This window comes from Salinispora goodfellowii (genome assembly GCF_059570675.1).
The window spans coordinates 49,523-73,312 of sequence record NZ_JCANTD010000024.1 but is presented as its reverse complement, the minus strand read 5'-3'; the positions used below and the strand labels follow the sequence as shown (position 1 = coordinate 73,312).

25 protein-coding genes, 1 pseudogene and 1 riboswitch are annotated in these 23,790 nt (G+C 69.6%); of the genes and pseudogenes, 18 read left to right on the top strand and 8 right to left on the bottom strand.

Annotation, left to right across the window (positions count from 1 at the left end; all coding sequences use genetic code 11):
* Positions 1–369: 369 nt before the first annotated feature.
* A complete protein-coding gene (locus T398_RS20005) occupies positions 370–1,179 on the top strand; it encodes a hypothetical protein (RefSeq protein WP_496449014.1) in 810 nt (269 codons plus the stop codon).
* Between the two features lie 46 nt (positions 1,180–1,225).
* Here T398_RS20005 and T398_RS20000 read toward each other — a convergent pair whose 3' ends face one another.
* The 3 genes from T398_RS20000 to T398_RS19990 all read right to left on the bottom strand — a co-directional run bounded on the left by T398_RS20000 (position 1,226) and on the right by T398_RS19990 (position 4,659).
* On the bottom strand, positions 1,226–2,848 hold the full coding sequence (locus tag T398_RS20000; RefSeq protein WP_496449012.1) for an alkaline phosphatase D family protein: 1,623 nt from the start codon (positions 2,846–2,848) through the stop codon (positions 1,226–1,228).
* A gap of 92 nt (positions 2,849–2,940) precedes the next feature.
* Complete coding sequence (locus T398_RS19995) at positions 2,941–4,386, bottom strand: MFS transporter (protein WP_496449010.1); 1,446 nt, start codon at positions 4,384–4,386, stop codon at positions 2,941–2,943.
* 36 nt (positions 4,387–4,422) lie between these two features.
* Positions 4,423–4,659 carry a hypothetical protein gene (locus T398_RS19990; RefSeq protein ID WP_018219636.1) on the bottom strand — a complete coding sequence of 79 codons (237 nt, stop codon included), beginning with the start codon at positions 4,657–4,659 and terminating at the stop codon, positions 4,423–4,425.
* A 199-nt stretch (positions 4,660–4,858) separates the two neighbouring features.
* Between T398_RS19990 and T398_RS19985 the strand changes: the two genes are divergently transcribed.
* The 3 genes from T398_RS19985 to T398_RS19975 all read left to right on the top strand — a co-directional run bounded on the left by T398_RS19985 (position 4,859) and on the right by T398_RS19975 (position 6,937).
* Positions 4,859–6,007 (top strand): geranylgeranyl reductase family protein, encoded by a 1,149-nt coding sequence (locus T398_RS19985; RefSeq protein ID WP_496449008.1) that lies wholly within the window; start codon positions 4,859–4,861, stop codon positions 6,005–6,007.
* A 481-nt stretch (positions 6,008–6,488) separates the two neighbouring features.
* Positions 6,489–6,686, top strand: coding sequence for a hypothetical protein (locus T398_RS19980; RefSeq protein WP_018215551.1), 198 nt, complete (start codon positions 6,489–6,491; stop codon positions 6,684–6,686).
* Positions 6,687–6,778: 92 nt separating this feature from the next.
* Entirely contained in the window at positions 6,779–6,937 is a 159-nt protein-coding gene (locus T398_RS19975; protein WP_496449006.1) for an amidophosphoribosyltransferase, read from the top strand.
* A 4-nt stretch (positions 6,938–6,941) separates the two neighbouring features.
* On the opposite strand, the gene T398_RS19970 is transcribed toward T398_RS19975, so the two are convergent.
* Positions 6,942–7,634: a hypothetical protein gene (locus T398_RS19970; RefSeq protein WP_496449004.1), complete on the bottom strand. Its 693-nt coding sequence runs from the start codon at positions 7,632–7,634 to the stop codon at positions 6,942–6,944.
* A gap of 77 nt (positions 7,635–7,711) precedes the next feature.
* Here T398_RS19970 and T398_RS19965 point away from each other — a divergent pair, with 77 nt between their 5' ends.
* Entirely contained in the window at positions 7,712–7,906 is a 195-nt protein-coding gene (locus T398_RS19965; RefSeq protein ID WP_496449002.1) for a hypothetical protein, read from the top strand.
* A 50-nt stretch (positions 7,907–7,956) separates the two neighbouring features.
* On the opposite strand, the gene T398_RS19960 is transcribed toward T398_RS19965, so the two are convergent.
* Together T398_RS19960 and T398_RS19955 are read right to left on the bottom strand one after the other, a co-directional pair.
* Positions 7,957–8,424: a hypothetical protein gene (locus tag T398_RS19960; protein ID WP_496449000.1), complete on the bottom strand. Its 468-nt coding sequence runs from the start codon at positions 8,422–8,424 to the stop codon at positions 7,957–7,959.
* A gap of 140 nt (positions 8,425–8,564) precedes the next feature.
* On the bottom strand, positions 8,565–9,446 hold the full coding sequence (locus tag T398_RS19955; protein ID WP_496448999.1) for a universal stress protein: 882 nt from the start codon (positions 9,444–9,446) through the stop codon (positions 8,565–8,567).
* Between the two features lie 366 nt (positions 9,447–9,812).
* On the opposite strand from T398_RS19955, the gene clsA reads away from it, so the two are divergent.
* The 10 genes from clsA to gcvP all read left to right on the top strand — a co-directional run bounded on the left by clsA (position 9,813) and on the right by gcvP (position 19,019).
* Positions 9,813–10,421, top strand: a complete 609-nt coding sequence (gene clsA, locus T398_RS19950) for a cardiolipin synthase ClsA (RefSeq protein ID WP_496448997.1) — start codon at positions 9,813–9,815, stop codon at positions 10,419–10,421.
* The gene (locus T398_RS19945) at positions 10,418–11,341 is read left to right on the top strand and encodes a DUF881 domain-containing protein (RefSeq protein ID WP_496448996.1); all 924 of its coding nucleotides are present in this window, start codon (positions 10,418–10,420) and stop codon (positions 11,339–11,341) included. The genes clsA and T398_RS19945 overlap by 4 nt, the downstream gene beginning before the upstream one ends.
* Positions 11,338–11,670: a small basic family protein gene (locus tag T398_RS19940; protein WP_496448994.1), complete on the top strand. Its 333-nt coding sequence runs from the start codon at positions 11,338–11,340 to the stop codon at positions 11,668–11,670. Before T398_RS19945 ends, T398_RS19940 begins: the two co-directional genes overlap by 4 nt.
* A 10-nt stretch (positions 11,671–11,680) precedes the next feature.
* Positions 11,681–12,622 (top strand): DUF881 domain-containing protein, encoded by a 942-nt coding sequence (locus T398_RS19935; protein ID WP_496448992.1) that lies wholly within the window; start codon positions 11,681–11,683, stop codon positions 12,620–12,622.
* Positions 12,623–12,683: 61 nt separating this feature from the next.
* Entirely contained in the window at positions 12,684–13,064 is a 381-nt protein-coding gene (gcvH, locus tag T398_RS19930) for a glycine cleavage system protein GcvH (RefSeq protein ID WP_496448990.1), read from the top strand.
* A gap of 215 nt (positions 13,065–13,279) precedes the next feature.
* Positions 13,280–13,732, top strand: a complete 453-nt coding sequence (gene odhI / locus T398_RS19925; protein WP_018215541.1) for an oxoglutarate dehydrogenase inhibitor Odhl — start codon at positions 13,280–13,282, stop codon at positions 13,730–13,732.
* A gap of 50 nt (positions 13,733–13,782) precedes the next feature.
* Positions 13,783–14,469, top strand: coding sequence for a transcriptional regulator FtsR (ftsR, locus tag T398_RS19920; protein WP_496449030.1), 687 nt, complete (start codon positions 13,783–13,785; stop codon positions 14,467–14,469).
* A 162-nt stretch (positions 14,470–14,631) separates the two neighbouring features.
* Positions 14,632–15,096 carry a bifunctional nuclease family protein gene (locus tag T398_RS19915; protein ID WP_496448988.1) on the top strand — a complete coding sequence of 155 codons (465 nt, stop codon included), beginning with the start codon at positions 14,632–14,634 and terminating at the stop codon, positions 15,094–15,096.
* 210 nt (positions 15,097–15,306) lie between these two features.
* Entirely contained in the window at positions 15,307–15,873 is a 567-nt protein-coding gene (locus T398_RS19910) for a MerR family transcriptional regulator (RefSeq protein ID WP_496448986.1), read from the top strand.
* 158 nt (positions 15,874–16,031) lie between these two features.
* Positions 16,032–16,131: riboswitch (glycine riboswitch) on the top strand.
* Positions 16,132–16,202: 71 nt separating this feature from the next.
* Complete coding sequence (gcvP, locus tag T398_RS19905; RefSeq protein ID WP_496448984.1) at positions 16,203–19,019, top strand: aminomethyl-transferring glycine dehydrogenase; 2,817 nt, start codon at positions 16,203–16,205, stop codon at positions 19,017–19,019.
* Positions 19,020–19,138: 119 nt separating this feature from the next.
* Here the strand turns inward: gcvP and T398_RS19900 are convergent, their stop codons facing one another.
* Positions 19,139–19,339, bottom strand: a complete 201-nt coding sequence (locus T398_RS19900; RefSeq protein WP_018215535.1) for a DUF5999 family protein — start codon at positions 19,337–19,339, stop codon at positions 19,139–19,141.
* A 97-nt stretch (positions 19,340–19,436) separates the two neighbouring features.
* On the opposite strand from T398_RS19900, the gene T398_RS19895 reads away from it, so the two are divergent.
* A complete protein-coding gene (locus T398_RS19895; protein ID WP_496448982.1) occupies positions 19,437–20,666 on the top strand; it encodes a chorismate-binding protein in 1,230 nt (409 codons plus the stop codon).
* Here the strand turns inward: T398_RS19895 and T398_RS19890 are convergent.
* A pseudogene (locus T398_RS19890) lies at positions 20,663–21,241 on the bottom strand (DinB family protein); the annotation flags it as partial. The gene T398_RS19895 and the pseudogene T398_RS19890 overlap by 4 nt on opposite strands.
* A 290-nt stretch (positions 21,242–21,531) precedes the next feature.
* Here T398_RS19890 and T398_RS19885 point away from each other — a divergent pair.
* Both T398_RS19885 and T398_RS19880 read left to right on the top strand, forming a co-directional pair.
* Entirely contained in the window at positions 21,532–22,965 is a 1,434-nt protein-coding gene (locus T398_RS19885) for a right-handed parallel beta-helix repeat-containing protein (protein ID WP_496448980.1), read from the top strand.
* A 105-nt stretch (positions 22,966–23,070) separates the two neighbouring features.
* Positions 23,071–23,574: a peptide deformylase gene (locus T398_RS19880; protein WP_496448978.1), complete on the top strand. Its 504-nt coding sequence runs from the start codon at positions 23,071–23,073 to the stop codon at positions 23,572–23,574.
* Positions 23,575–23,790: the final 216 nt, after the last annotated feature.

Here is a 23,790-nt window from a genome sequence, read left to right as displayed (position 1 = left end):
AGCACCGGGTTGGCATGCTTCCGGGCCCCTGGCCGGGCACGTCAGCGCAGAAACGTGGTGCCGCCGGCATCGGCGACGCGCCTTGAGAACCGGTAGCCCGCAGCCGAACCGAGCTGTGCGTCCGGGGTCCAGGTGCGGCGCTTTCGTATTCCGTAGTGTGCCGTCAGCGCCCTTTGCCCGGTTTGTGGCTGCTGGAAGTCGCTGATCGCCTGTGACCTGGGCCGCAGCTCCCCCCCCCACCCGGGGCGATCCCGGAATGTCGGACATAACGATCGGGTTGTGTCCCCGGTACCGCCGGAACCAAACCCGCGTGGCGGTTCCCCGAGGAGTGCTCACCCGGAGCGCTTCGCCTGACCGAAAGGGCACATCGTGAAGGATCACTTCACCCGATGGCTCCCGGCCATCGCGAAGACCCCGTACCAACGGCTCTCGACCGAGTCGAACCGCAAGCTGGTCCTGAGCGTGGCTGGCGTAGCCGCGATCGGAGGTCTCGCGTTCGCGCCGACCACCGCTGCGGCGTCGGTGACCAGTGGCCCGGATGCTGGCGCCGTAGCCGCCATTGAACTGGCCACCGGCAAGCAGGCCGCGAATCCTGAGTCGGACCCGGATCTTGAGCCGGACCCGACGGAGTCAACCGAACCGGACCCGACGGAGTCAACCGACCCGGATCCGACGGAGTCAACCGACCCGGACCGGAGCTCCGAGCCTGCGGCGAGCGACACCGACGGCACCACCCCGCCCACCCGGGAACAGCTGATCCCCCACGGTGTGCAGGGCGCCCAGTCCTACATCCAGGTTGACAACGCCCAGCGCGCGAACGCCAAGGAGATCATCGAGGTCGCCAAGGCGACCGGGGTCGGCGAGCGGGGCGCGGTCATCGGAGTGGCGACCTCGCTGCAGGAGTCGAAGCTCTACAACCTCGGCCACCTGGGCAGCTACAACGACCACGACTCGCAGGGCCTGTTCCAGCAGCGCCCGTCGACCGGGTGGGGCACCCCGGAGCAGATCACCGACCCGCAGTACGCCGCGACGGCGTTCTTCGAGGCGCTCAAGAACGTCAACGGCTGGCAGGAGTTGCCGCTGACGACCGCGGCGCAGACGGTTCAGGTGTCTGCGTACCCGTTCCACTACGCGCAGTGGGAAGAGCAGGCAGCGGAGCTCGTCGCCGAGCTCTGGTGACAACCGGCCGGCCGTTGCCCAGCTGGGCAACGGCCGGCTTCTCAGGTCAGCTCAGCGGCGCGCTCTCCTGGCGCAGCCGCGACGAGCCAGCGGCAACTGACCAGCCCGTCACAAAGCGGCTGCCGGTGCTGCTCTGGGTCCGGTCAACCAGGTGGAACCAGTCCATTCGGCACTCCTGCGGCGTCACCTCCAGGACCCCGTAGCCGTGCCCGTCCAACTCGGTCCAGCGCACGTGCGGGTTGGTCGAGCGGATCAGGCCCGACGCGAGATCACTGAGCACGTTGCCTTCCCGCATCCCCAGGAAGTCGTTGATGTTGTCACTGGTCACCGACGGCACCACGAACTCGGCGGCAGCCGGGTTGGTCAGCCCGGTCGACTGCGTGGTCAGCTCGTTCGCCCACGAGGTGTGGATGTCGCCGGTCAGGAAGACCACGTCCCGGGTGTCGGTCGCCAACAGGTGGTCAATCAGCTCGTTGCGGTCGGCGTTGTAGCCGTCCCACTGGTCGGTGTTGAGCACCGCGCCGTTCTGCGGAATGCCGAGCAACGTGCCCAGCGGCCCGAGCAGCCACGAGGGGAGGGCACCCACGTCCAGCCGGGAGATCATGACCGGGTTGCCGACCAGCTTCCACTGGGCGTCCGAGGCGGCCAGGCCCGCCTTCAGCCAGGCCATCTGCGCCTCGCCGGTGATCGTCCGCTCCGGGTCGTCAATGGCCAGACCCGACGCCTGCTCGGACCGGTACGTCCGCAGATCCAGCATGGACAGGTCGGCGAGCCGGCCGAACCGCAACCGCCGATAGATCGCACCGTCCGCCCCGGTGCGCACCGGCATCCACTCCGCGTACGCCTGGCGCGCTGCCGCCACCCGATCGGCGAAGCTGCCCTCGGCGCCGGGAGTGTGGTTCTCCGCGCCGCCCGACCACTGGTCGTTGGCGACCTCGTGGTCGTCCCAGGTGATCGCCCACGGCACCGACGCGTGCAGGGCCTGAAGATCGGGGTCGCTTTTGTAGAGCGCATGCCGGACGCGGTAGTCCTGCAGCGTCAGCGTTTCGTGCGCCGGTTGGACGGACCGCACCACGGTGTCCCCGGCGGCGAACTCCCCGGTGCCGTACTCGTACAGGTAGTCGCCGAGGTGTACCACCAGGTTCAGGTCACCGCGTTCGGCGAGGTGTCGGTAGGCGGCGAAGTAGCCCGCCTCCCAGTTTGAACACGACACCACACCCAGTCGGATCCGATCGATGTTGGCGTCGGTCTCCGGCGCGGTCATCGTTCGGGCCGTGGGCGACCAGGCGTCGGCGTAGCCGAAGCGGAACCAGTACGTGGTGGCGGGCGCGAGCCCGCTGACGGGAACTTTGACCGTATGGTCCTGAGCCGGGCCGGTCGCGACGGTGCCCTGCGCCGCCAGGGTGGCGAAGTCCGGGTCAGCGGCCACCTGCCAGGTCACAGTCACCTCCGGGCCGACGCCCGAGCCCGGCTGGGACTCCTCGGTCGGGGTGAGGCGGGTCCAGAGCAGGATACCGTCGGGCAACGGGTCACCGGAGGCGACGCCGTGCCGGAAGGCGCTACCGGTGGCCCCGGCCGGGCCGGCGAGGGCGGCGCTGGCGAAAACGGCGGTGCCAGCCGAGGCGCCGGCGATGCGCAGGAGGGTGCGACGGTCGAGGGAGTTCGTCATGGGCACTGTTTCTACCGGCAGGTAGGGTCCGGCCGCTGCCCCGTAGCTGCGTGTTCGCCGTCCTTTCAGTTGGGCGTCGTCGAGCCTTCCGCTCAGCGTCCGTCCCGGACGATGTCGGTCAGCGCCAGGCAGAGCGCGAGCATACTGATTCCGCTGATTAGGAGCATCGCGTGGTGGAAGGCGACCGACCAGTCCCCGGTGGCCCCCTGCGCCGCGAAGATGACACTGCCGACCGTGGCGATACCGGCGGCAGATCCGATGCGCTGGCCGGTCTGCAGCATGCCCGCGCCGCTGCCGGCACGCGACACCGGGACCTCGGCGAGGGTGAGGGCCTGGTTCGGGGTGACCACCAGGCCGCTGCCGAGCCCCGCCACCAGCAACGGTGTGGCGGTCCACCAGGACACGGTGGCGCCCGGGGGGACCCGGTTGACGACGAGGACCACGACGACGAGGCTGACGGCGACGGTGGCCAGACCGAGGGCGACCAGTGGTCGACCGACTCGGTTGGCGATTCGGCCGCCCACCACGGAGGCGATGGCGAATCCAGCCGTGAACGGGGTGCTGGCCAGCCCGGCGGCGAGTGCGCTGTGCCCGAGGCCGTTCTGCAGGTACACCGTGAGGACGAAGAAGATGGCGGTGAATCCGCCGAAGTACAGCAGGGCGATCAGGACACCGAACCGGTACGAGCGGATGCCGAGTAGGTGCGGGTCGAACAGGGGCTCGCGGCGGCGGGCGTACCACCGCTCCCAACCGGCGAAGGCGGTCAGCGTCAGTAGACCGGCCGGGAGCGTCAGCCACCTTGTCGGACCCTGCCAGTGCTGTTGGACCAGGGGCAGTAGGACAAGCAGGACACCCGCACCGAGCAGTAGCAACCCGACCGGATCGAACCGGTGACGGTCGTGGATCTTCTGGACCCGGTGCGGGAGAAGACGCCAGCCGAGGACGGCGGCGAACACACCGAGCGGCACGTTGACGAAGAAGACCCACCGCCACCCGTGCTCGGCGCCGCCGATGTGGATGAGGAGGCCGCCGAGCAGCGGCCCGACCGCGGTGGAGATGCTGACCGCCGCCCCGAGCAGCCCGAACGGGCGGCCCCGCTCGGCACTTGGAAAGAGTTCCTGGATCAATCCGGTGACCTGTGGGTTGATCAGTCCGGCGGCGGCACCCTGGAGCAATCGGGAAGCGATGAGCCAGGGGGCGGTAGGAGCCAGCCCGGCCGCCACGCTGGTGATGGTGAACAGCGCGACGCCGACGACGAAGACGGCCCGCCGCCCATGCCCGTCGCCGAACCGGCCGCCGGGCACCAGCATCAACCCGAACGTCAACGTGTAGCCGGCGAGGACCCACTGCACGTCACTGGGGGCGACATCGAGTGCCCGGTCCATCGACGGGATGGCGACGTTGACGATGCTCACGTCGAGCACCGTCATGAAGACGGCGACCAGACCAACCCCGAGCGCCGCCCCTCGACGTTGTCGCTCGGCCAGGTCTCCACCGGGTGGTGGGGTCCGCTGGCCCGGGGAGGGGCGGTCACCCATCCGGCGGTTACCCACCCACTTCGGGGTGTCGTGGCCTCACGTCAGCTGTTGGGCGCAGAACCGCGGGCCGAAGTCCAGGCCGGCCATCGGTGAGTCCTCGCGGTGCAGCAGGTTCTTCTCGGTGAGTTGGTGTAGGGGAGCGATCAGTTGTTCCTCGGTCAACCCGGTCTCCTCGGCGATCAGGTCTGGGTACGGAACCTGGCCGCGGGCCTCCAGGACCGCGACCGCGTCGTACACCTGTTCCTCGAGCTCCGACAGTTGCACCTGCCGCATGTCGTCCTCCTTCGGGTACCGCCGGGCGGGCGGTTGGCCTGGGCGGTGGTTACCCGGCTGGCCACCGAAGATGCTTCCCCGATCGGGTATGTCGCCCCGTCCGGCCGTCGCCTGGGGCAGGGCTCGGTGCCGGTCGCGACGGTGCCGGAACCCGCCCGCCTCGACCAGGAACGTTGACGTGGGCCCTAGGCTGGCAACGGTGACGATCTGGGATCTTGCGGTGGTGGGTGCGGGCCCGGCGGGCCTGTCCGCCGCACACGTCGCGGCACGGGCGGGTCTGACGACCCTCGTTCTGGAGCGGGCGGTACATCCGCGTTACAAGACCTGTGGCGGCGGCCTGATCGGCACCTCGCTGGCCGCACTGGCGGACCGGATCGAGGTGCCCGCGCAGGATCGGGCGGAGCGAGTGACCTTCACCCTGGATGGGCGGCGGGCGTTCACCCGACGGAGCGCGGCCGGTCCGCTGGTGACGATGGTGCGCCGGGACGAGTTTGATGACCGGCTACGGGCCGCCGCGGTCGACGCCGGGGCCAAGCTGCGTCAGCGAGTCGCGGTCCGGGCGGTGCAGGCGGAGCCGGACCGGGTCCGCCTGCGGCTGGCCGACGGGGCGACGGTGGCGGCGCGGGCGGTGATCGGCGCCGACGGGTCTTCGGGGGTGACCGCACGGCACGTGGGGGTGCGGCACCGGCAGGTCGACCTGGGGTTGGAGTTGGAGCTGCCGGTGGCACCGGCCCAACGGGCCCGCTGGCGGGGTCGGGTGCTGCTGGACTGGGGCCCGCTACCCGGCTCGTACGCGTGGGTGTTTCCGAAGGACGACCTGCTGACGGTGGGGGTGATCGCGGCGCGGGGGACGGGGGAGCAGACCCGGGCGTACCTGCGGTCGTTCGTGGACCGGCTGGGCTTGGCCGGGGTCGAGCCGGCGCACGATTCCGGGCACCTGACCCGGTGTCGGCAGGAAGGCTCGCCGCTGCGCCGGGGGCGGGTGCTGGTGGTGGGGGACGCGGCGGGGTTGCTGGAGCCGTGGAGCCGGGAGGGGATCAGCTACGCCCTGCGTTCCGGCGTGCTGGCGGGGGCGGCGGTCGCCGCTGACAATCTGGGCCAGTACGAGTCGGCAGTCGCGGGGGAGTTGGTTCCATCGATGCGGGCGGGCCAGCAGTTGCTGGAAGCCTTCTCGCGTCGGCCGGGGCTGTTCCACGGGCTGTTGGCGACACCGCCGGGCTGGCGGGCCTTTGTCGCCTTCTGCCAAGGGCGGGCTGGCTTCGATGACCTGCTCTCCCGGGTGCCGGTGCGGAGGGCGTTCGGAGTGCTGGCGGGGCTGCCCCGGCGGAGAACCCCCCGCCCGCGCTGACGCTGTTGGTCGCCGCGGCTCGCGAGCGGCATCAATCCGCACCCATCCAGGATCCTAGGATGCTCTAGCGGTGGTGCTGCCGCCCACCGAGACCAGCGGGGGAGCAGTCCACCTGTCCACTACCGGTACCGACCTGGTGGCAACGATCACCGGACCGGTAGGAAGGGCCGGGGGCGGGTACGCTGTTGATACGGGTGTCGGTGTGTCCAGTGTCCCCGGGCCTCACCAATAAGCCGTCGCGGAATACCGTTCGGCTGGAGCCGCCACGCGCCACGCGCCGAGAGGCGACCTGCACACCGGCCACCCTCAACACCGCCCTCCGAGACCTAAGCCTCGGAGGGCGGTGTTCTTCTCCCGCCGAAGCCGAAGCCGAAGCCGAAGCCGAAGCCGAAGCCGAAGCCGAAGCCGAAGCAGTGCTGGGCACCGGCTCCGGGTCCCCGAGGTGGCCCCGCACGCGGGGCCACCTCGGTAGCTTCTGGGCATGGACCCTTCAGCGATCTGGCGGGACCGGCAACACCGGTGGCGGATCGAGGCATACCGCGCGCCCGACCTCCGGTTCGCGATTTTTGCCACCAGCGGGACGACCGAGTCGGCGCCGCTGTGGCTGTTCGGAATGTCGGCGTTGGCGCGCTGGCTGATGAGTCACAAGATTTCGCTCGACGACCTGGAGGTCGACTGACCCTGTTTAGGGGAAAAAAGTAGTTTGCCACCCTTCGCGGCTGGCGCTGGCTAGGGTCACCGAGTGTGAGGGACCGAGGAGTACGCACCGCCGTGGCGGTGCTGACCGGGTTGGCAGTGATCTATTTTGGAACGACCGGCCGGGATCAACCGGAGGGTGAGGGCGTCACCAGCGGCCTGATCGCACTGGCCGTGCTCGCCGCGCTGCTGGTGTGGTATCTGACCCGGCCTCGCGGCGACGCAACGAAGTGACCGGTCACCGGCTCGCCGCCCGTGTCACGGCGCCGGCGGACTCTTCGCCGAGCGCGACCCGCACCAGGGCGGAGGCGAAGCGGCCGAACTCCGCCTCCGTCACCAGGCTGGCGAGCCGCCGCGGGGTTTGCGGCAGGCCCAACCTCTCCGCGCCGCTGAGGGCACGCCGGTCGGCGAAGGGACGCAGGTCCGGCCAGACCGCCTGGGCCTCGCGGAGGAAGATGTCCGCACCGGCGGGCCCGATGCCCGGAAAAGCGGTGAGCAGGCGGCGTAGCTGCGCCGGCTGGCCCGGCGCGGTGTGGTGTAGCCGGCGTAGGTCACCCTGCCAGCGGTCCAGGCAGAGTCGTGCGCCCGTGCCGAGCAGCGTGGCGGTCCGCTCGTCGTAGCGCCGGTAGTGCCCGCGACCGAGCGCATCAACCCGGTCCTGCCAGGTCGCCGCCTCCATCGCCGACGGGGTGCGGTAGCCGGCGGCGAAGAGCTCCCGGGCGGCGGCCACCGCGACACCGGCTCGGATCCGTGCGCTCAGCAGGGTGGCGAGCACCAACAGCTGATAGAGCGGGCCGGGCCGGTCGGCCAGCCGGATCCCGGCCTCCTCGGTGTAGGTCTGTCCGCGTCGTTCCAGCAGCACCCGCGCTGTCTCGTGACTGTCTCCCACCGGCGGGGGATACCCGCCGTAGGCCGGGTTAGCCGGCTGCATGTCCGGTGACGCCGGTGGGTATGCGGAGGTGGAGGCGGCCGCCGCGGGCGCCGCCGTCCAGCGGGAAGGAGACAGCGGTGACGAACCCGCAGCAGCAGGAGGTCCGGCGTAGCGCCCGGGGCTCGAACGTGCAGGACACCAAGGGGCCCGGTCCGACGGGTCATCCACGCAACCGTTCCTCGTCCCAGGGCGACCGGGGGCGTCCGGTGCCCCGGGGCCAGGTCTCCGGCTATGGACCCCCGGGCGAGCCGGTCGCTGAGGACGACAGCTGATCCGCACCGCCCGCCCTGCGTTCAGGGGCGGGCGGCACGGTGGTCGGACCTCAGGCGGGTGGCGTCCGGAGTCGGTTCCAGGTCGTCGCGGCGACCAGGCCGTACGCCAGGTGCGGGATGAGGTCGGACAGCCAGTCCCCACGGCTCCAGGTTCGTGGGTCGCTGACGCCGAAGACGGCGTACGAGCCGCCGGAGGCGGTCATCACCCCGCCGCCGAGCAGCCCACTGGCAAGGGCCGGCGGCATTGGTCGGCCCCGGGTCAGTAGGGCGAGGCCGACTCCGGCCGCGATCCCGATGCCGTATCCGAGTAGCGGGCCGAGTCCCGAGCGGCGGTTGGTCGCCTGGGGCTCCGGACCGAGGTTGAGGTGGGTGACCTCGGCGACCCGGCCGGCGCTGCGCTCTGGGGTGTTACTCGCCGGCCGGGCTCGTAGCGTCATGTCCAGATAGGTGACGATGTTGAGGGCGGTGGTGCCGGCCGCGCCGGCGATCGCTCCGTCGGCCAGGGCTCCGGCTCTCATAGCGGGTCGCCGTCGTGCTGGCCGTACGGGTCGTTCCCTGGTTGTGGTGCTGGCATCCGGGTGCCTCCTCGGTCGCGCTCATCGGTGGTGTCTGTCGGGCGTCTACCCGTCTGAGGTGGTGACCAACCGCGTCGGGCGGGTCAGCCGGGAGCGCGGACAACCGCGACCGGGCAGTCGGCGTGGTGCAGCGCGGACTGGCTGACCGAGCCCAGCAGCAGGCCGGTGAGCGCACCGCGTCCGTGCCCGCCGACCACCAGTAGTTGGGCCTGCTGGGATGCTTCGGTGAGGATCGGCGCGCTCCGGCCGCGGATGGTCTGGTGGTGGACGGTGAGATCCGGCCACCGCTCGGCCAGCCCGGCGACGGATTCGGCGAGTAGCTGGCGTTCCTCGTGGCGTAGTTTCTCCTCGTCGTAGACGAGCGGCTGCATGTCGCCGGGTTCCCTGGCGACCGGGTGCCGGTAGGCGTGTACCGCGACGAGGTCGCTGCCGCGCAGCGACGCCTGTTCGGCAGCGAATTCGACGGCGGAAGGGGACACCGCGGATCCATCCACTCCGACGATCACCGGCCCTTCGGTGCGATCCGCGCCGCGGGCGACCAGGACCGGGCAGTCGGCGTGGGTGGCGACCTGTACCGCGACCGAGCCGACGACCAGGGCCGCGAAACCGCCCATACCCCGGTCACCCAACACGATCAGCACGGCGTTCGGTGCTTCGCCGACCAGCACGGCGGCGGCCTCGCCGTCGATGATTTCGCCGGAGACGCGGAGGCCGGGCGCGGTCGCTTCGGCTTCGGCGACCGCGTCGGCGACGAGCTGCTCCGCCTGGTTGCGGAGGCCCGATCCAGGCGGTCCGCCGGGTGGTGCTCCCACCGGCACGTGGAGGAGTGGCCAGATGAAGCCGTGGACGACCCGCAGCATCCGGTTGCGGCGGGTGGCCTCGCCGGCCGCGAGGCGTACGGCCCGTCGCGCCTGCTCGGACCCGTCCACGCCGACTACCACCGCGGCGCCGTTCGACGAGTTCACCCCTTCACCCCCACGGTCAGTATCGCGGCCACGGGGTGGCCCGGAGCCGCAACTGGCGGGTTCGCCCAGCTGGAGTTGCCGCCTGGGAAACGGTGCCAGGATTACACCCCTAGTATCCTAGGCTGCCTTAGCGTGCGTGTCCCAGAACACACCCTGGACACCGCACGCATCCACGCTGAGTCAACGCATCGATGCTGTGACCGGGCGGATATAGTGGCAGCGCAACTGACCCGGACCACGATCATTTCGATCGCCGGACGGGTCCACCGGGTCCCGCGCCGGAGTAACCGTGCCGATGCCTACCGACCCGGCAGCACAGCTGGCAGACGTGGGTCGGGCGCCGAGGCGCACAGTGGAGGAGGTTCGGTGTCGCAGCGGCCGGCTCGAGTTGGCACTCCGCAGGCATCCGGCCACCTAACCGACCAGGTCTTCACGCTGCCGAACCTGATCAGCTTCGTCCGCCTCCTCGGTGTTCCGGTCTTCCTCTACCTACTCCTGGTAGCCCATGCCGATGTGGCCGCGATCGTGGTGCTGGCGGTCGGTGGTACCACCGACTGGGTGGACGGCTGGGTCGCCCGGCGGCTCGGGCAGGTGAGTCGACTGGGCGAGCTCCTCGATCCGTTCGTGGACCGCCTCTACATCCTGGCCACGCTGGTCGCGTTCACCGTCCGTGAGGTGGTGCCGTGGCAGTTCACGGTGGCGCTGCTCGCCCGTGAGGTGCTGCTGTTGGGTTCCCTCGGCACGCTACGTCGCTACGGATACGGGCCGCCGCCGGTGCACTATGTGGGCAAGACGGCGACGTTTCTGTTGTTGGCCGCGTTCCCTGTTCTGTTGCTGGCGAAGGCGGCACCAGGAACAGCCGTCAGCGCGGTTGGTTGGAGCCTGGCCTGGTGGGGTCTGGCCCTGTACTGGGTCGCTGGCGCGATGTACGTGGTGCAGGCCAGGCGGCTGGTGCGGGCGGCGAGGGCACGATGACCGACTCGCAGCTTCGACCGGAGAGCCGGGAGCCGACCGGGCGGACGTACGCGCCGGATTTCCTCACCGAGCTGTTCCGCAATCCGCTCGATCCGGGGTACGTCGACGCGGCGGCCCGCCGGCAGGTGGGGGCCGTGTCGAGGTGGCGCCGGTCGGGCCGGGCCGGGAGTCTCGTGGTCCTCGTGGTGCTCGGGTTTATGCTCGCGGTGGCGTACCGCCAAACGGTGGCGGCGGCGCCGGGGCGCCAGCAGGCCCGGGAGGGGCTGGTGGCGCAGATCGAGCAGCGGGAGGGCGAGACCGACCAGCTGTCGGAGCGGGCCGACGAGTTGCGGGCGGAGGTGGCCCGGCTGCGGGCCGCCGCGCTGGGGACGGAGGCGGCGCAGCTGCACGAGCTGGAGGCGGGCACCGGTTTGGGCCGGGTGAGTGGGGACGGTGTGGTGGTGCGGTTGGCCGATGCTCCGCCGGATCAGCAGATGGTGCCGGATCCGGTCTCCGGGCCGCCGCGGGTGATTTACCTCGATCTCCAGGGGGTCGCGAACGGGCTGTGGGCGGCGGGGGCGGAGGCGATCTCGATCAACGGGCAGCGGTTGACGGCAACGTCCACGATTCGGTCGGCGGGGCAGGCGATTCTGGTGGATTTTCGGCCGGTGACAGGACCGTACGAGGTGTCGGCGATCGGCCCGGACGAGTTGCGGGAGCGGTTCGCGCAGACCCGGATCGCGGCGACCATGAAGCAGGTCGCGGCGGACGCCGGGGTGGCGTTCGAGGTGCGGGACGCCGATGACCTGACCCTGCCTGCCGCGCCGGATCCGCGGCTACAGTACGCGCAGTCACCGGCCAGTCCGACGCCGTCGGCTCGGTCGGTCAGTCCCGGGGCATCTGGTTCGCCGACGGCTCCCGAGTTCGGAGGTGCTCGATGATCGCGGCGTTGGCGTTGCTCGCGGGCGTGCTGCTTGGGTTGTGGCTCGATCCAACGGTGCCGGTGGCATTGCAGCCGTATCTACCGATCGCCGTGGTGGCGGCGTTGGACGCGGTATTCGGTGGGGTGCGGGCGAAGCTGGACCGGATCTTCGACGACAAGCAGTTCGTGGTGTCGTTCATCTCCAACGTGTTGGTGGCTGGCCTGATCGTGTATGTGGGGGATCAGTTGGGGGTGGGTAGCCAACTCTCCCTCGGCGTGGTGGTGGTGCTGGGGGTTCGAATCTTCGGGAATGTGGCGGCGATCCGCCGGCACCTGTTCCGGGCATAGGTTTGTCGTGATGAGTGGTGACGAGCACAACGAGACGGGTACGGGTTGGCCGGGCCAGCCGGATCCGCCGCCGATGGGTCCGGCGAGGGAGCCGGACCCTCGTCCGGACACGCCGGATCCGGACGAGTTGAGTCCGCTGGCACCAGAGGCCGAGCCAGCCGAGTCGGGTGAGCCAGCCGAGTCGGGTGAGGCGACGGTGGAACGCTCAACGCGACGTCCGTTCACGTCCGCCCTTGCCCTGATCGGTGGCTGGCGGCGGACGAGTCCGGCCACCATGATGATCTTTGTTCTGCTGGCGTTGCTGGGGTTCACGCTGGTGGAGCAGTTGCGGACGACGTCAACGGATCCGTATACCTCAGCCGCGCGACAGGAGGATCTAGTGCGGATTCTCTCCGACCTGAACGCTCGGGAGGACCGACTGCGGCAGGACATCGCGGCGTTGGAGGACAGCCAGCGGCAGCTGGCGTCGGGGGAGCGGGGCCGGCAGGCCGCGTTGGAGGAGGCGGCGCGGCGGGCGGATGAGTTGGGGATTCTGGCGGGGACGCTGCCGGCGCAGGGGCCGGGGTTGGTGGTGCGCTTCGAGCCCGGTGGTGGGGCGGCGATTTCGGCGACGCGGGTGTTGGACGCGGTGCAGGAGTTGCGGGGCGCGGGCGCTGAGGCGATGCAGATCTCCGGCGGCGACCAGGTGACGGTGCGGATCGTCGCCTCGACATATTTCCTGGATGGGGAGAGTGGCTCCCTTTTTGTGGATGGGCGGTTGTTGACCGGCCCGTACACGATCACGGTGATCGGGGATCCGGCGACGATGCGTACGGCGTTGAACATTCCGGGCGGGGTGGTGGCGACGGTCGACGGTGACGGCGGTACGGTGATCGTCGAGGATCGTGAGGTGGCCGAGGTTTCGGCGCTGCACGCCCCGATCGAGCTGGAACACGCCCGTCCGATTACGTGACTGGCGGCGCGGCTGCGCCGGCACGTGGGGACTGGCGCACGATGGATGAAGGACGCATCTGGTGATTCCTGAGGATCTACGGTATACCGCCGAGCACGAGTGGGTTGCAGGTGGTGGCGACGGTGTGCTGCGGGTTGGTATCACGCACTTCGCGCAGGACGCGCTGGGTGACATCGTCTTCGTCCAACTTCCCGAGGTGGGGTCGGCGGTGTCCGCTGGCGATTCGGTAGGTGAGATCGAGTCGACGAAGAGCGTGTCGGAGATCTACGCCCCGGTCGGCGGGACGGTGTCGGCGTGTAATGAGGCGCTGGGCGATACTCCCGAGCTGATCAATAGTGATCCGTATGCTGCGGGTTGGCTGTTCGAAGTCACCGTGGCTGACCCAGGCGGGCTGGACGGCCTGCTGTCGGCGGGTGCGTATCGCGAGCTCACCGAGGGCTGAGAGGCCCTTCTGCCGGCGCGGGGGTTGGTTCCGCGCGTCCGGTTGCCCTGCTTTTCGGCGCTGGCTAGGCTCGCCCAGTCGACCGAGAATCCGATAGTTGAGCGTTGTGTAGTTGCCTTCCTGGCATGGGGAGCCAGCCGCCGGGTGCGAGAATGCCCGGCGGCCAAACCCGCTCTTACCCGACGCTGACCGAATAGATCCGTGAGGTGGTCCCGATGACGCGCCCAGACGACGAGTTCCCCCCACTCGACGTCACTTCGACGCTCAATCTCGGCTCGCTCGAAGAGGCCCTGGAGGGGCCGGTTACCGATGTGATGCCGAACCGGATGTCCGGTTCGTTGCCGCCAGGGATGGCTCTGCTGGTGGTGCGGCGGGGGCCGAACGCGGGCGCCCGCTTCTTGCTGGACCACGATGTGACGACCAGTGGGCGGCATCCGGACAGTGACATTTTCCTGGATGACGTGACGGTGTCGCGACGGCATGCGGAGTTCCACCGGGATGGTGGGACGTTCACGGTGCGGGATGTGGGGAGCCTGAACGGTACGTATGTGAACCGGGAGCGGGTCGAGGCGGCTACGTTGAGTAATGGCGACGAGGTGCAGATCGGTAAGTTCCGGTTGGTGTTCCTCGCTGGTCCGCGGCCCGAGGAGGGGGCCGGCCGGGGGTGAGTGAGCCGGCGGCGTCCGCTGCGGCGGGGTCACCCCGTCCGCAGCCGTTGATGAGCATCGGTGAGGTGCTGGCCCAGTTGCGGGTGGATTTTCCGGATGCCACGTTGTCGAAGTTGCGGTTCCTCGAGGCTGAGGGCTTGGTGGAGCCGCAGCGGACGGCGGCGGGGTACCGGAAGTACAGCTGGGATGATGTGGCGCGGTTGCGGTTTGTGTTGACCGCGCAGCGGGATCAGTATCTGCCACTGCGGGTGATTCGTGAGCAGTTGGCGGACTGGGATGCCACGGGTGAGCAGCCGGGTCGTTCTCGGCCGGCGTTGGTGGCGGTGGGCCCGGGTGGGGAGGTGCCGCGGCTGGCGGAGGCCGAGTCGGCTCGGTTGGAGCGGGCCGAGTTGATTGCCCGCAGCGGTGTGGACAGGGCGACGCTGGCGGAGTTGGAGCGGCTTGGCGTGGTGGTGTCGGATCCGCCGGGCTGGTATGACGGAGATGCGTTGATCATCGCTCAGGCGGTGGCGGGTCTGGCGGCGTACGGGTTGGAACCGCGGCATCTGCGGGGGTATCGGTTGGCGGCAGACCGTGAGGTGGGGTTGTTTGCGCAGTTGGTGACGCCGTTGGCGCGGCAGAGTGATCCGGCGGCACGGGCGCGGGCGGCGGAGACGGCGCGGGAGTTGGTGGCGTTGTCGCAGCGGTTGCACGCGGCGTTGGTGCGGGTGGGGTTGCGTTCGACGTTGGGGCGGTGAGGTGGGGTGTGTGCGGAAAGATCTGTCCGGTGGCGCGTGCCGTAGGCTTGCCGGGGTAACCCCTTTGCGGCGCGTGCCGCGCGTGGGACGGCCGGGTTGCGGTCCGTGTACCGTGCAGAAGGGGTGCGGTGCGGCGTAGGTGACAACGACACGGAGGCGGCGGTGCGCGAGCTGAGTGTGGTCGGAGTTCGGGTGGAGCTGCCGGGCAACCAGCCGATCGTCTTGCTTCGGGAGGTCGAGGGGGACCGCTATCTGCCGATCTGGATCGGCGCGGTCGAGGCGACGGCGATCGCCTACGAGCAGCAGGGGGTCAAGCCGACGCGGCCGTTGACGCACGATCTGCTGCGGGATGTGTTGGCGGCGTTGGAGGCGCCGTTGCAGGCGGTGGAGATCACCGAGTTGAAGGAGAATGTCTTCTTCGCTGATCTGCTGCTCGGTAACGGGGTGCGGGTGTCGGCTCGGCCGAGTGATTCCATCGCGTTGGCGTTGCGGGTGGGTGCGCCCATTCGGTGTGCCGATGAGGTTCTCAGCGAGGCCGGGATTGTGATTCCGGATGAGCAGGAGGACGAGGTGGAGAAGTTCCGGGAGTTCTTGGATCAGGTGAGTCCGGAGGACTTTGCTGGTTGACCGGTTGATCGGGGCTGATCGGACCGGCGGCGAGTCGCCGCCGAGCTACGGTGTCGTCACGGCCGGTTACGGTCTCTGTGGGCGTGTTGCGGGTGCGGCGTGTCGTGTTGTTGTTGCCTGGTAACTGTCGGGTGCGGCGTTAGGGTGACCGTATCGAGGGGTGCTCGTTTCGGCGTGGGCGTGGCACCGCACGGCGGGGAGGTTGTCCGAATGCAGGAGCCGTGGGATTCCGATTTGGGTTCGGGCCTGGGTGCGGCGGCGATTGACGGTGACAGCGAGGTCGGTTACCGGGGTGTGACGGCCTGCCACGCGGTGGGTATCAGCTACCGGCAGTTGGACTACTGGGCACGGACGGGTCTGGTCGTGCCGGGGGTGCGGGACGCGTCTGGTTCGGGTACCCAGCGGTTGTACTCGTTCCGGGACCTGGTGGTGTTGAAGGTGGTCAAGCGGCTGCTGGACGCTGGGGTGTCGTTGCAGAACATCCGGAAGGCGATTGAGGCGTTGCGGTCGCGGGGGGTGGCGGACCTGGCGGGTATCACGTTGATTTCCGATGGGACGACGGTGTACGAGTGCCGGTCGCCGGAGGAGGTGGTTGACCTGTTGCAGGGTGGCCAGGGGGTGTTTGGGATCGCGATCGGTGGGGCGTTCAAGGAGGTTCAGGGGTCGTTGTCGCATCTGCCGGCGGAGTCGGTGGTACCGGAGTCGGCGGCGCCGGTTGCGGTGGAGGTGGTGGCGGACGAGTTGGCGGCGCGGCGGGCGCGGCGGCGGGTGAGTTGAGCGGCGGTGGTGGACGGTTGTCTGCGATGACGTATCAGGTGTTCACGCGGGGGGACCGGTGGCGGTGGGCTGACCGTGGCGGGTTGTTGTGCGGTCAGTAGTGGCCCGGGTGGGGACGCCCGGGTGGGGATGGCGCTGGTAGCGTTGGTCGTGCCGGTCGCACCCGTGTGGGAGAGACCGCCCGGAAACCACCCGGTGCGGCGCCGAAGGGGCAAATCCTCCCCGGAACCTCTCAGGCAAAAGGACCTCACGGGTAGGCACTGTGGAGCGTCTGTGGGCGCGACAGAGGGGGAGGCCGACCTGTCGACCTCATCCCCGGGGAGCGCCCCATGTCCCTTGAGCAGTTCGCCGCCCGTCATATCGGTCCGGATTCGCAGGACGAACGCCGGATGTTGGAGGTCGTCGGCTACGACTCTGTTGACGAGCTGATGGATGCGGCGATTCCGGAGGCGATCCGGTGGTCGGGCACCCTGGACCTGCCGGCGCCGGCCAGTGAGTCGGAGGCGTTGGCGCAGCTGCGGGCGCTGGCTGAGCGCAACATCGCTGCGGTGTCGATGATCGGTCTGGGCTACTACGGTACGCATACCCCGGCGGTGATCCGGCGCAACGTGTTGGAGAATCCCGGCTGGTACACCGCGTACACGCCGTACCAGCCGGAGATCAGCCAGGGCCGGCTGGAGGCGTTGCTGAACTTCCAGACCATGGTCACGGATCTGACCGGGTTGGCGACCGCGAACGCTTCGATGCTCGATGAGGGCACGGCGGCGGCCGAGGCGATGACGCTGGCGCGGCGGGCGAGCCGCAGCCGGAGCCAGGTGTATGTGGTGGATGCGGACACGTTGCCGCAGACGGTGGCGGTGATCGTGGGTCGGGCCGAGCCGCTCGGCATCGACGTGCAGGTGGTTGACCTTGATCGTGCGGAGCTGCCGGCGGAGTTCTTCGGCCTGCACGTGCAGTATCCGGGGGCGTCCGGGGCGGTGCGGGACCACGCTTCGGTGGTGGGTGCCGCGCATGCCGTGGGCGCGTTGGTGACCGTGGCCGCGGACCTGTTGGCGTTGACGCTGCTGCGTCCGCCGGGGGAGATCGGTGTTGACATCGTGGTGGGAACCACCCAACGGTTCGGGGTGCCGATGGGATTCGGTGGCCCGCACGCCGGCTATCTGGCGGTCCGCGCGGGCTTGCAGCGGATGCTGCCGGGGCGGTTGGTCGGTGTGTCGCGGGACGCGGATGGGGAGTCGGCGTACCGGTTGGCGTTGCAGACCCGGGAGCAGCACATCCGTCGGGAGAAGGCGACGAGCAACATCTGCACCGCGCAGGTACTGCTTGCGGTGATGGCCGGGATGTACGCGGTGTACCACGGCGCGGACGGGTTGCGGGCGATCGGGGCGCGGACCCATGCGATGGCGGTGCGGCTGGCGGCCGGGTTGCGCGCGGGTGGGGTGGATGTTGCGGATGTCCTGTTCTTTGACACTGTCTCGGCGGTGGTGCCGGGCCGGGCGGCCGAGGTGGTGGCGGCTGCCGCGCAGCGGGGGGTGAGTCTGCGGCTGGTGGACGCCGACCGGGTGGGTGTTTCCTGCGACGAGACCACGACGGAGGCGCATCTCGCGGCGGTGTGGGCGGCGTTCGGGGTGCCGGTCTTCACCGGTGCGGTGGATACGGCGTTGCCGGCGGCGTTGGCCCGGACGTCGGACTTCCTCACCCACCCGGTTTTCAGCGCCCACCGGTCGGAGACGGCGATGCTGCGGTACCTGCGTCGGCTGGCGGACCTGGACTATGCCTTGGATCGGGGCATGATCCCGTTGGGGTCGTGCACGATGAAGCTGAACGCGACCACCGAGATGGAGCCGGTGAGCTGGGCGGAGTTCGCGCAGATGCATCCGTTGGCGCCCGAGTCGCAGACCGCTGGTTACCGGGAGCTGATCGCTCAGTTGGAGGGCTGGCTGGCGGAGGTGACCGGGTACGACGCGGTCAGTGTGCAGCCCAACGCGGGTTCGCAGGGGGAGTTGGCGGGGCTGTTGGCGATCCGCGCGTATCACCGGTCGCGGGGTGCGGGGCACCGGAATGTGTGTCTGATTCCGTCGTCGGCGCATGGCACGAATGCCGCGTCGGCGGTGATGGCGGGGATGCGGGTGGTGGTGGTCGGCTGCGATGCCGACGGCAACATCGACCTGATTGACCTGGACACCAAGATTGATGCGCATCGGGAGACGCTCGCCGCGATCATGGTGACGTATCCGTCGACGCATGGCGTGTATGAGACGGGTATCGCTCAGGTGTGTGCGAAGGTGCACGACGCGGGCGGGCAGGTGTATGTCGATGGGGCGAACCTCAACGCCCTGGTCGGGTTCGCCAAGCCGGGACGGTTCGGTGCGGACGTGTCGCACCTGAATCTACACAAGACGTTCTGCATCCCGCATGGTGGTGGTGGGCCGGGCGTGGGGCCGGTGGCGGTGCGCTCGCATCTGACGCCGTTCCTGCCCGGTGACCCGCTCGCGGTGGATTCGCCTCGGCCGGCGGTGTCGGCGGCCCGGTACGGGTCGGCGGGGATCCTGCCGATTCCGTGGATGTACCTGCGGATGATGGGCGCGGCTGGGCTGACCCGGGCCACCGGGGTGGCGGTGCTGGCTGCCAACTATGTGGCGGCGCGGCTGCGGGGCGCTTTCCCGGTGTTGTACGCGGGCAACAAGGGCCTGGTGGCGCACGAGTGCATTCTGGATCTTCGGCCGTTGACGAAGGCGACGGGGGTCAGCGTCGATGATGTGGCCAAGCGTCTGATCGACTACGGTTTCCACGCGCCGACGATGTCGTTCCCGGTGGCGGGGACGTTGATGGTGGAGCCGACGGAGAGCGAGGATCTCACCGAGTTGGATCGGTTCTGTGATGCGCTGATCGCGATCCGAGCGGAGATCGACAAGGTGGGGTCGGGGGAGTGGCCGGCGGAGGACAACCCGTTGGTGAACGCCCCGCACACGGCGGCGATGGTCTCGGCTGACCAGTGGTCGCACCCGTATCCGCGGTCGGTTGGGGCCTATCCGGCGGGGAATCGGCTGGGGAAGTACTGGCCGCCGGTGCGACGGATCGACGGTGCGTACGGTGACCGGAACCTGGTGTGTTCCTGTCCTGCGCCACAGGCGTTTGAGGACTGATACGCGGCCGGCGGGCCGGGCGGGGTGTCCGCCCGGCCGGTTGTCGACTCCCAGGCCGGTGACCTGTGCGGGCGGCTAGCCTGGGGGCGACGGAACCAGATGATTACTGTGGGTTGTCGTCAGGCGACGAGAGCGTGGCGGGCTGGGCCGCGATGCGGGGCGATGCTGCGTCCGTCGGGGAGTATCTCGCCGGTGTCCTCGAACCTGATGACGCCGTTGCAGAGCAGGCTCCAGCCCTGTTCAGGGAAGCAAGCGATGACTTTGGCGGCGTCCCGGTCGGTCGCGTCGGCGGAGGGGCAGGTGGGTTGGTGCTGGCACATCGGGGTTCTCCGGAGGGTGGGGGAACTGTGGGATGGTTCACATGGCCAGTGACGCACAGTACCAAGTTCAAGTGATCAGCATCGAGCGGGTGTGCGCGTGGCGCGTGGAAAATCCACTGAACGGTTGAGGTGGTATGGACCGGACAGCGTGGAAACGCTTCCAGCGAGGGTGACGGCTGCTCCGCCGGCGGCGCCGCCGGACTGCCGGCGCGTCCACGTCGAACGCGCCCGCTGGGAGTGGCGCATCGGCGACGACGGTGACCCGACAGCGCTCGTCCAGGAGTTCCTCGCCGCCCACGGTCTTACTGTGGATGATCTTGCTCGGCCGGCGGGACGAACCCCGGCACTGGTCTGCGGCGCTGCCCTCTACGTCTCGGCCGCGGCCGGCGCGCTGGGGGCCGGCCGCGGCCCTGGCCCGGCGACACCGGCCCCCGCCCTGCCGGAGGTGGCTGTCGTCGTCTACGGCCACGCTGCTACGTCGGATAGCCGCCCGGCCCGCCGCCGGCCGTCGGGCTGGTGGCTCGGCGCCTGGGCGGAGAGTTGGACCCCACAGCAGCACGCCGACGCGGTGCGTGCCGTCCGGGCGGCAATCGGCCGCGGGGATGTCTACCAGGCCAACCTGGTGGGACACGCTGCCGCCCGCTACGCCGGTGATCCGCTGCCCGCCCTGGCCCGCCTCGGTGCGCTGCCCGGTGCCCGATACGCGGGCGTGCTCACCGGCGCCGGGTGGGCGATTGGCTGCGCCTCCCCGGAGACCCTCGTGGAGGTCACGGCCGGGCGGATGATCACCCGGCCGATCAAGGGCACCCGCCCGGCCACCGCCGCCGGCCGGGCCGCGCTGTTGTCCAGCGCGAAGGAACGCGCAGAACACATCATGATCGTTGACCTGCAGCGCAATGATCTGGCTCGGCTTGCCCGTACCGGCACCGTCGCGGTGGACGAGCTGTTCGCCGTGCGACGGTGGTGCGACCTGTGGCAGGCGGAGTCGACGGTCTCCGCGGCGGTCGCCGAGGGGGTCGGCCTGGCGGAGTTGCTGCGTGCCGTCTGCCCTGGCGGGTCGGTCACCGGGGCCCCGAAGCTCGCCGCCCTGGAGCACATCGCCGCCTTGGAGCCGGTTGGTCGGGGGGCCAGCATGGGCGCGCTGGGTTGGGTCACCTCCGGCCGGGTCGACCTTGGTTTGACTATTCGCACCGCCGCGGCTGACGCCGATCACCTGCACGTGTGGGCCGGCGGTGGGATCACCTGGGGCAGTGACCCGGAGGCCGAGGTCGCGGAGGCCGCGGCGAAGTCGGCCCCGGTCCGCGCTACGTTGGCCGCCGGGCATTGAACCGTGCCGCCGGCCGCTGTCCGGGCAGCTCGCTCGATCTTCGCCCGGTAGGTTTCGCGGGCTCCCGTGTCGATCTGCTCCTCGTACTCGGCTCTGAGCCCGGTCCGGCCGTCGAGCTGTTCGCGCAGGATGTCGGCGTGCCCGGCATGCCGGGCGGTGTCCTGCAGGACATGGACCACGACGTTGAACAGCTCGACCTCGGGGTGCGGCCACCACGGCACATAGCCGGGAGCGTCGAAGGGTAGCTCCATGATCGTGGCGTCCGCATGCTCCCATGCACGCTGGTAGAAGCCGATGATTTGCTCTCGGGTCTCATCCTGGGCAACCCACAGGTCGCTGCCATCGGCGTCCCGCCAGTGCGGCAACGGTTCCGGAAACGGGCGACCAAAGATCTCACCGAAGTACCATGCCTCGCAGGTCGCCAAGTGTTTGACCAGACCAAGAAGATTGGTCCCGGTCACCGTCAAGGGACGTCGGACGTCGTACTCGGACAGGCCATCGAGCTTCCAGACCAGGGCCGCACGGGTCCGCTTGAGCTGGCCATGAAGGCAGTCCTTCACAAAATCATCGATCACGGTGCACGAGCCTGCCATGCGGCAGCAAGAGCAGCGGCACCGCAGCCGGCCTGCGCCGAGGCCCTGCGCCGGCTGTGGCGGGACTGCCGGCGCCCGGTTCCGGCCAGCGACACCGAGCGACGGGCACCAGCCAACGAGCAACCGGGATCAGCAATATGTGGTGGTTTCATGCTTTAGGTTCGCTTTCGCGCTTATTAGGCGATTAGAGGGCCTTTGTGTACTTGACTCCTGCTGTGGCGTCAAACTCGCTGCCACCGCGCCCGGACCGACCGCACAGAAAGCGATGAACGATGTTGCAGAGCAGGAGACTCCCCCGCCCGTCCGGAGGGCGCGGCCGGTACCGCACCCCCCGGACCGTCGCGGCGATCAGCGCCGTGGCCCTCACCGGAGTCGCTGGCCTGGCCGGCGCCGGGCCGGCCACCGCGTACCAGTCCTCACCCGACCGCCCCGTCGCTGACGGCCAACCACACCGGGAGTGGTCGAAGGTTGACGGTGAATGGGGTGGTGACTGGGGAAAGGCCGGCCACTCGGGCTGGAAGGGTGAAAACCATGGTGACGGGAAGGTCAAGGGCACCCCGGTGCCCTGCGACCCCAACGCGCTGATCGCCGCGATCACCGCGGCGAACCAGGCCGGCGGCGGCACGCTCCGCCTGGCCGAGAAGTGCACCTACACCCTCACCGTCAACCAGGACAACAACGGACTACCCGCGGTCTTCCAACCCATCACGATCCACGGCCAGGGCGCCACCATCATCCGGGCCGCCGCCGCCGACAACTTCCGCATCTTCGAGGTCGTCACCGGCGGCGACCTCACCCTCAAAGACCTCACCGTCGCCGGCGGAAGGCTCGAGGGCAACGACGACGACGGCGGCGGCATCCGCGCCGGCGAAGGCACCCGCCTGACCCTCGAACGCGTCACCGTCCGGGACAACATGACCCTCGGCGGCAACGGCGACGGCGGCGGCGTCTGGGGTGACCGGAGCAAAGTCACGATCACCAAGAGCACCATCACCCGCAACACCGCCGGCGACGAGGGCGGCGGCGTCTCCAGCGACAACGGCACCTTTACGATCAGCAAGTCGACGTTGACCCACAACACCTCCGGCACCACCGGCGGTGGGTTCTCCAACGACGAGGGCTCCGCCACCATCAGCCACACGTTGATCAGCGACAACACCGCCGCCAACGGTGGGGGAGTGGACAACGACGGCAACCTCTCCGAGATCGTCCACAGCACCATCACCCGCAACACCGCCAGCGGCCTCGGCGGCGGCATCTACGACAACGGCAGCGAATCCCTCCTGCTCCAGCACGTCAAGGTCGCCGACAACACCGCCACCTCCGGTGGAGGGCTCTATCTCACCACCGATCTCGGTGTCACCGTTGAGGGCAGCAAGATCGTTTACAACACCGCCACCACCGGCAACGGCGGCGGCATCGCCATCATCGGCAACGGCGGCGACCCCGTGGTGGCCCTGCGCCGCACCACCGTCTCCGGCAACCAGGCCGGGGACCTCGCCGGCGGCATCTACTTCGACCCGTCCGACGCCACCACCGTCCTCACCCTCACCGACGTCCATGTCACCGACAACCTCGCCCAAAACGACCCCGGCGGCGTCTACAACGGCGGCGTGATCGACGTCTTCGGCAAGGTCATCATCATCAACAACCGACCCAGCAACTGCACCGACAGCCCCAACCCCGTACCCACCTGCTTCGGCTGACCGACCTGCTCGAGGTGCCCCGGCGGTGACCGCCGGGGCACCTCGCTGCTCGGGCTGGCACCGGCCCGCCATCCCCGCCCGACGCCGGGCGATAGTCTCTGGGCCATGACGATGCGCCCGATCCGGATCATCGGCGACCCGGTGCTTCGCACTCCCGCCGCCGCGGTCACCAGCTTCGACGCCGAGCTGCGCGCGTTGGTCGCCGACCTGATGGACACGTTGCTCGGTGCTCCTGGCCGGGCTGGGGTGGCCGCCCCACAGATCGGGGTCTCCGCCCAGGTGTTCGTCTACGACGCCGACGGCCACCGCGGCCACCTGATCAACCCCACGCTGGAACTCGGCGAGGACCGCCAGGACGACGATGAGGGCTGCCTGTCGATTCCCGGCCTGTACTTCCCGACCCCGCGCGCCATGCGCGCCACCGCACACGGTGTGGACCAGTACGGGCAACCGTTGACCATCACCGGCACCGGTTTCCTCGCCCGCGCCCTGCAACACGAGACCGACCACCTCGCCGGTCGTCTCTACGTGGACACGCTGCGCGGGGAGACCCGCCGCCGGGCCCTGCGGGAGATCCGCGCCGGCCGTTACGCGCCGCGTAGTCGGTGACCGCCGCCCTTCGCCGAGGCGCCTACCGGTTGGCTGCGCTCACCTCATCGTCCTCGACGCTGCCGCAGCCACAGGCCGAGCGACCCGATCGCCACGAACACCAGCACGGAGCACACGAACATTTTCACCACCGGCCCACCATGCCACGGCTCTCGGCTGACCTGGTGCGCCTGGCCACCTTCAACCTGCTGCACGGGCGGTCAGCCGGCCACCCGG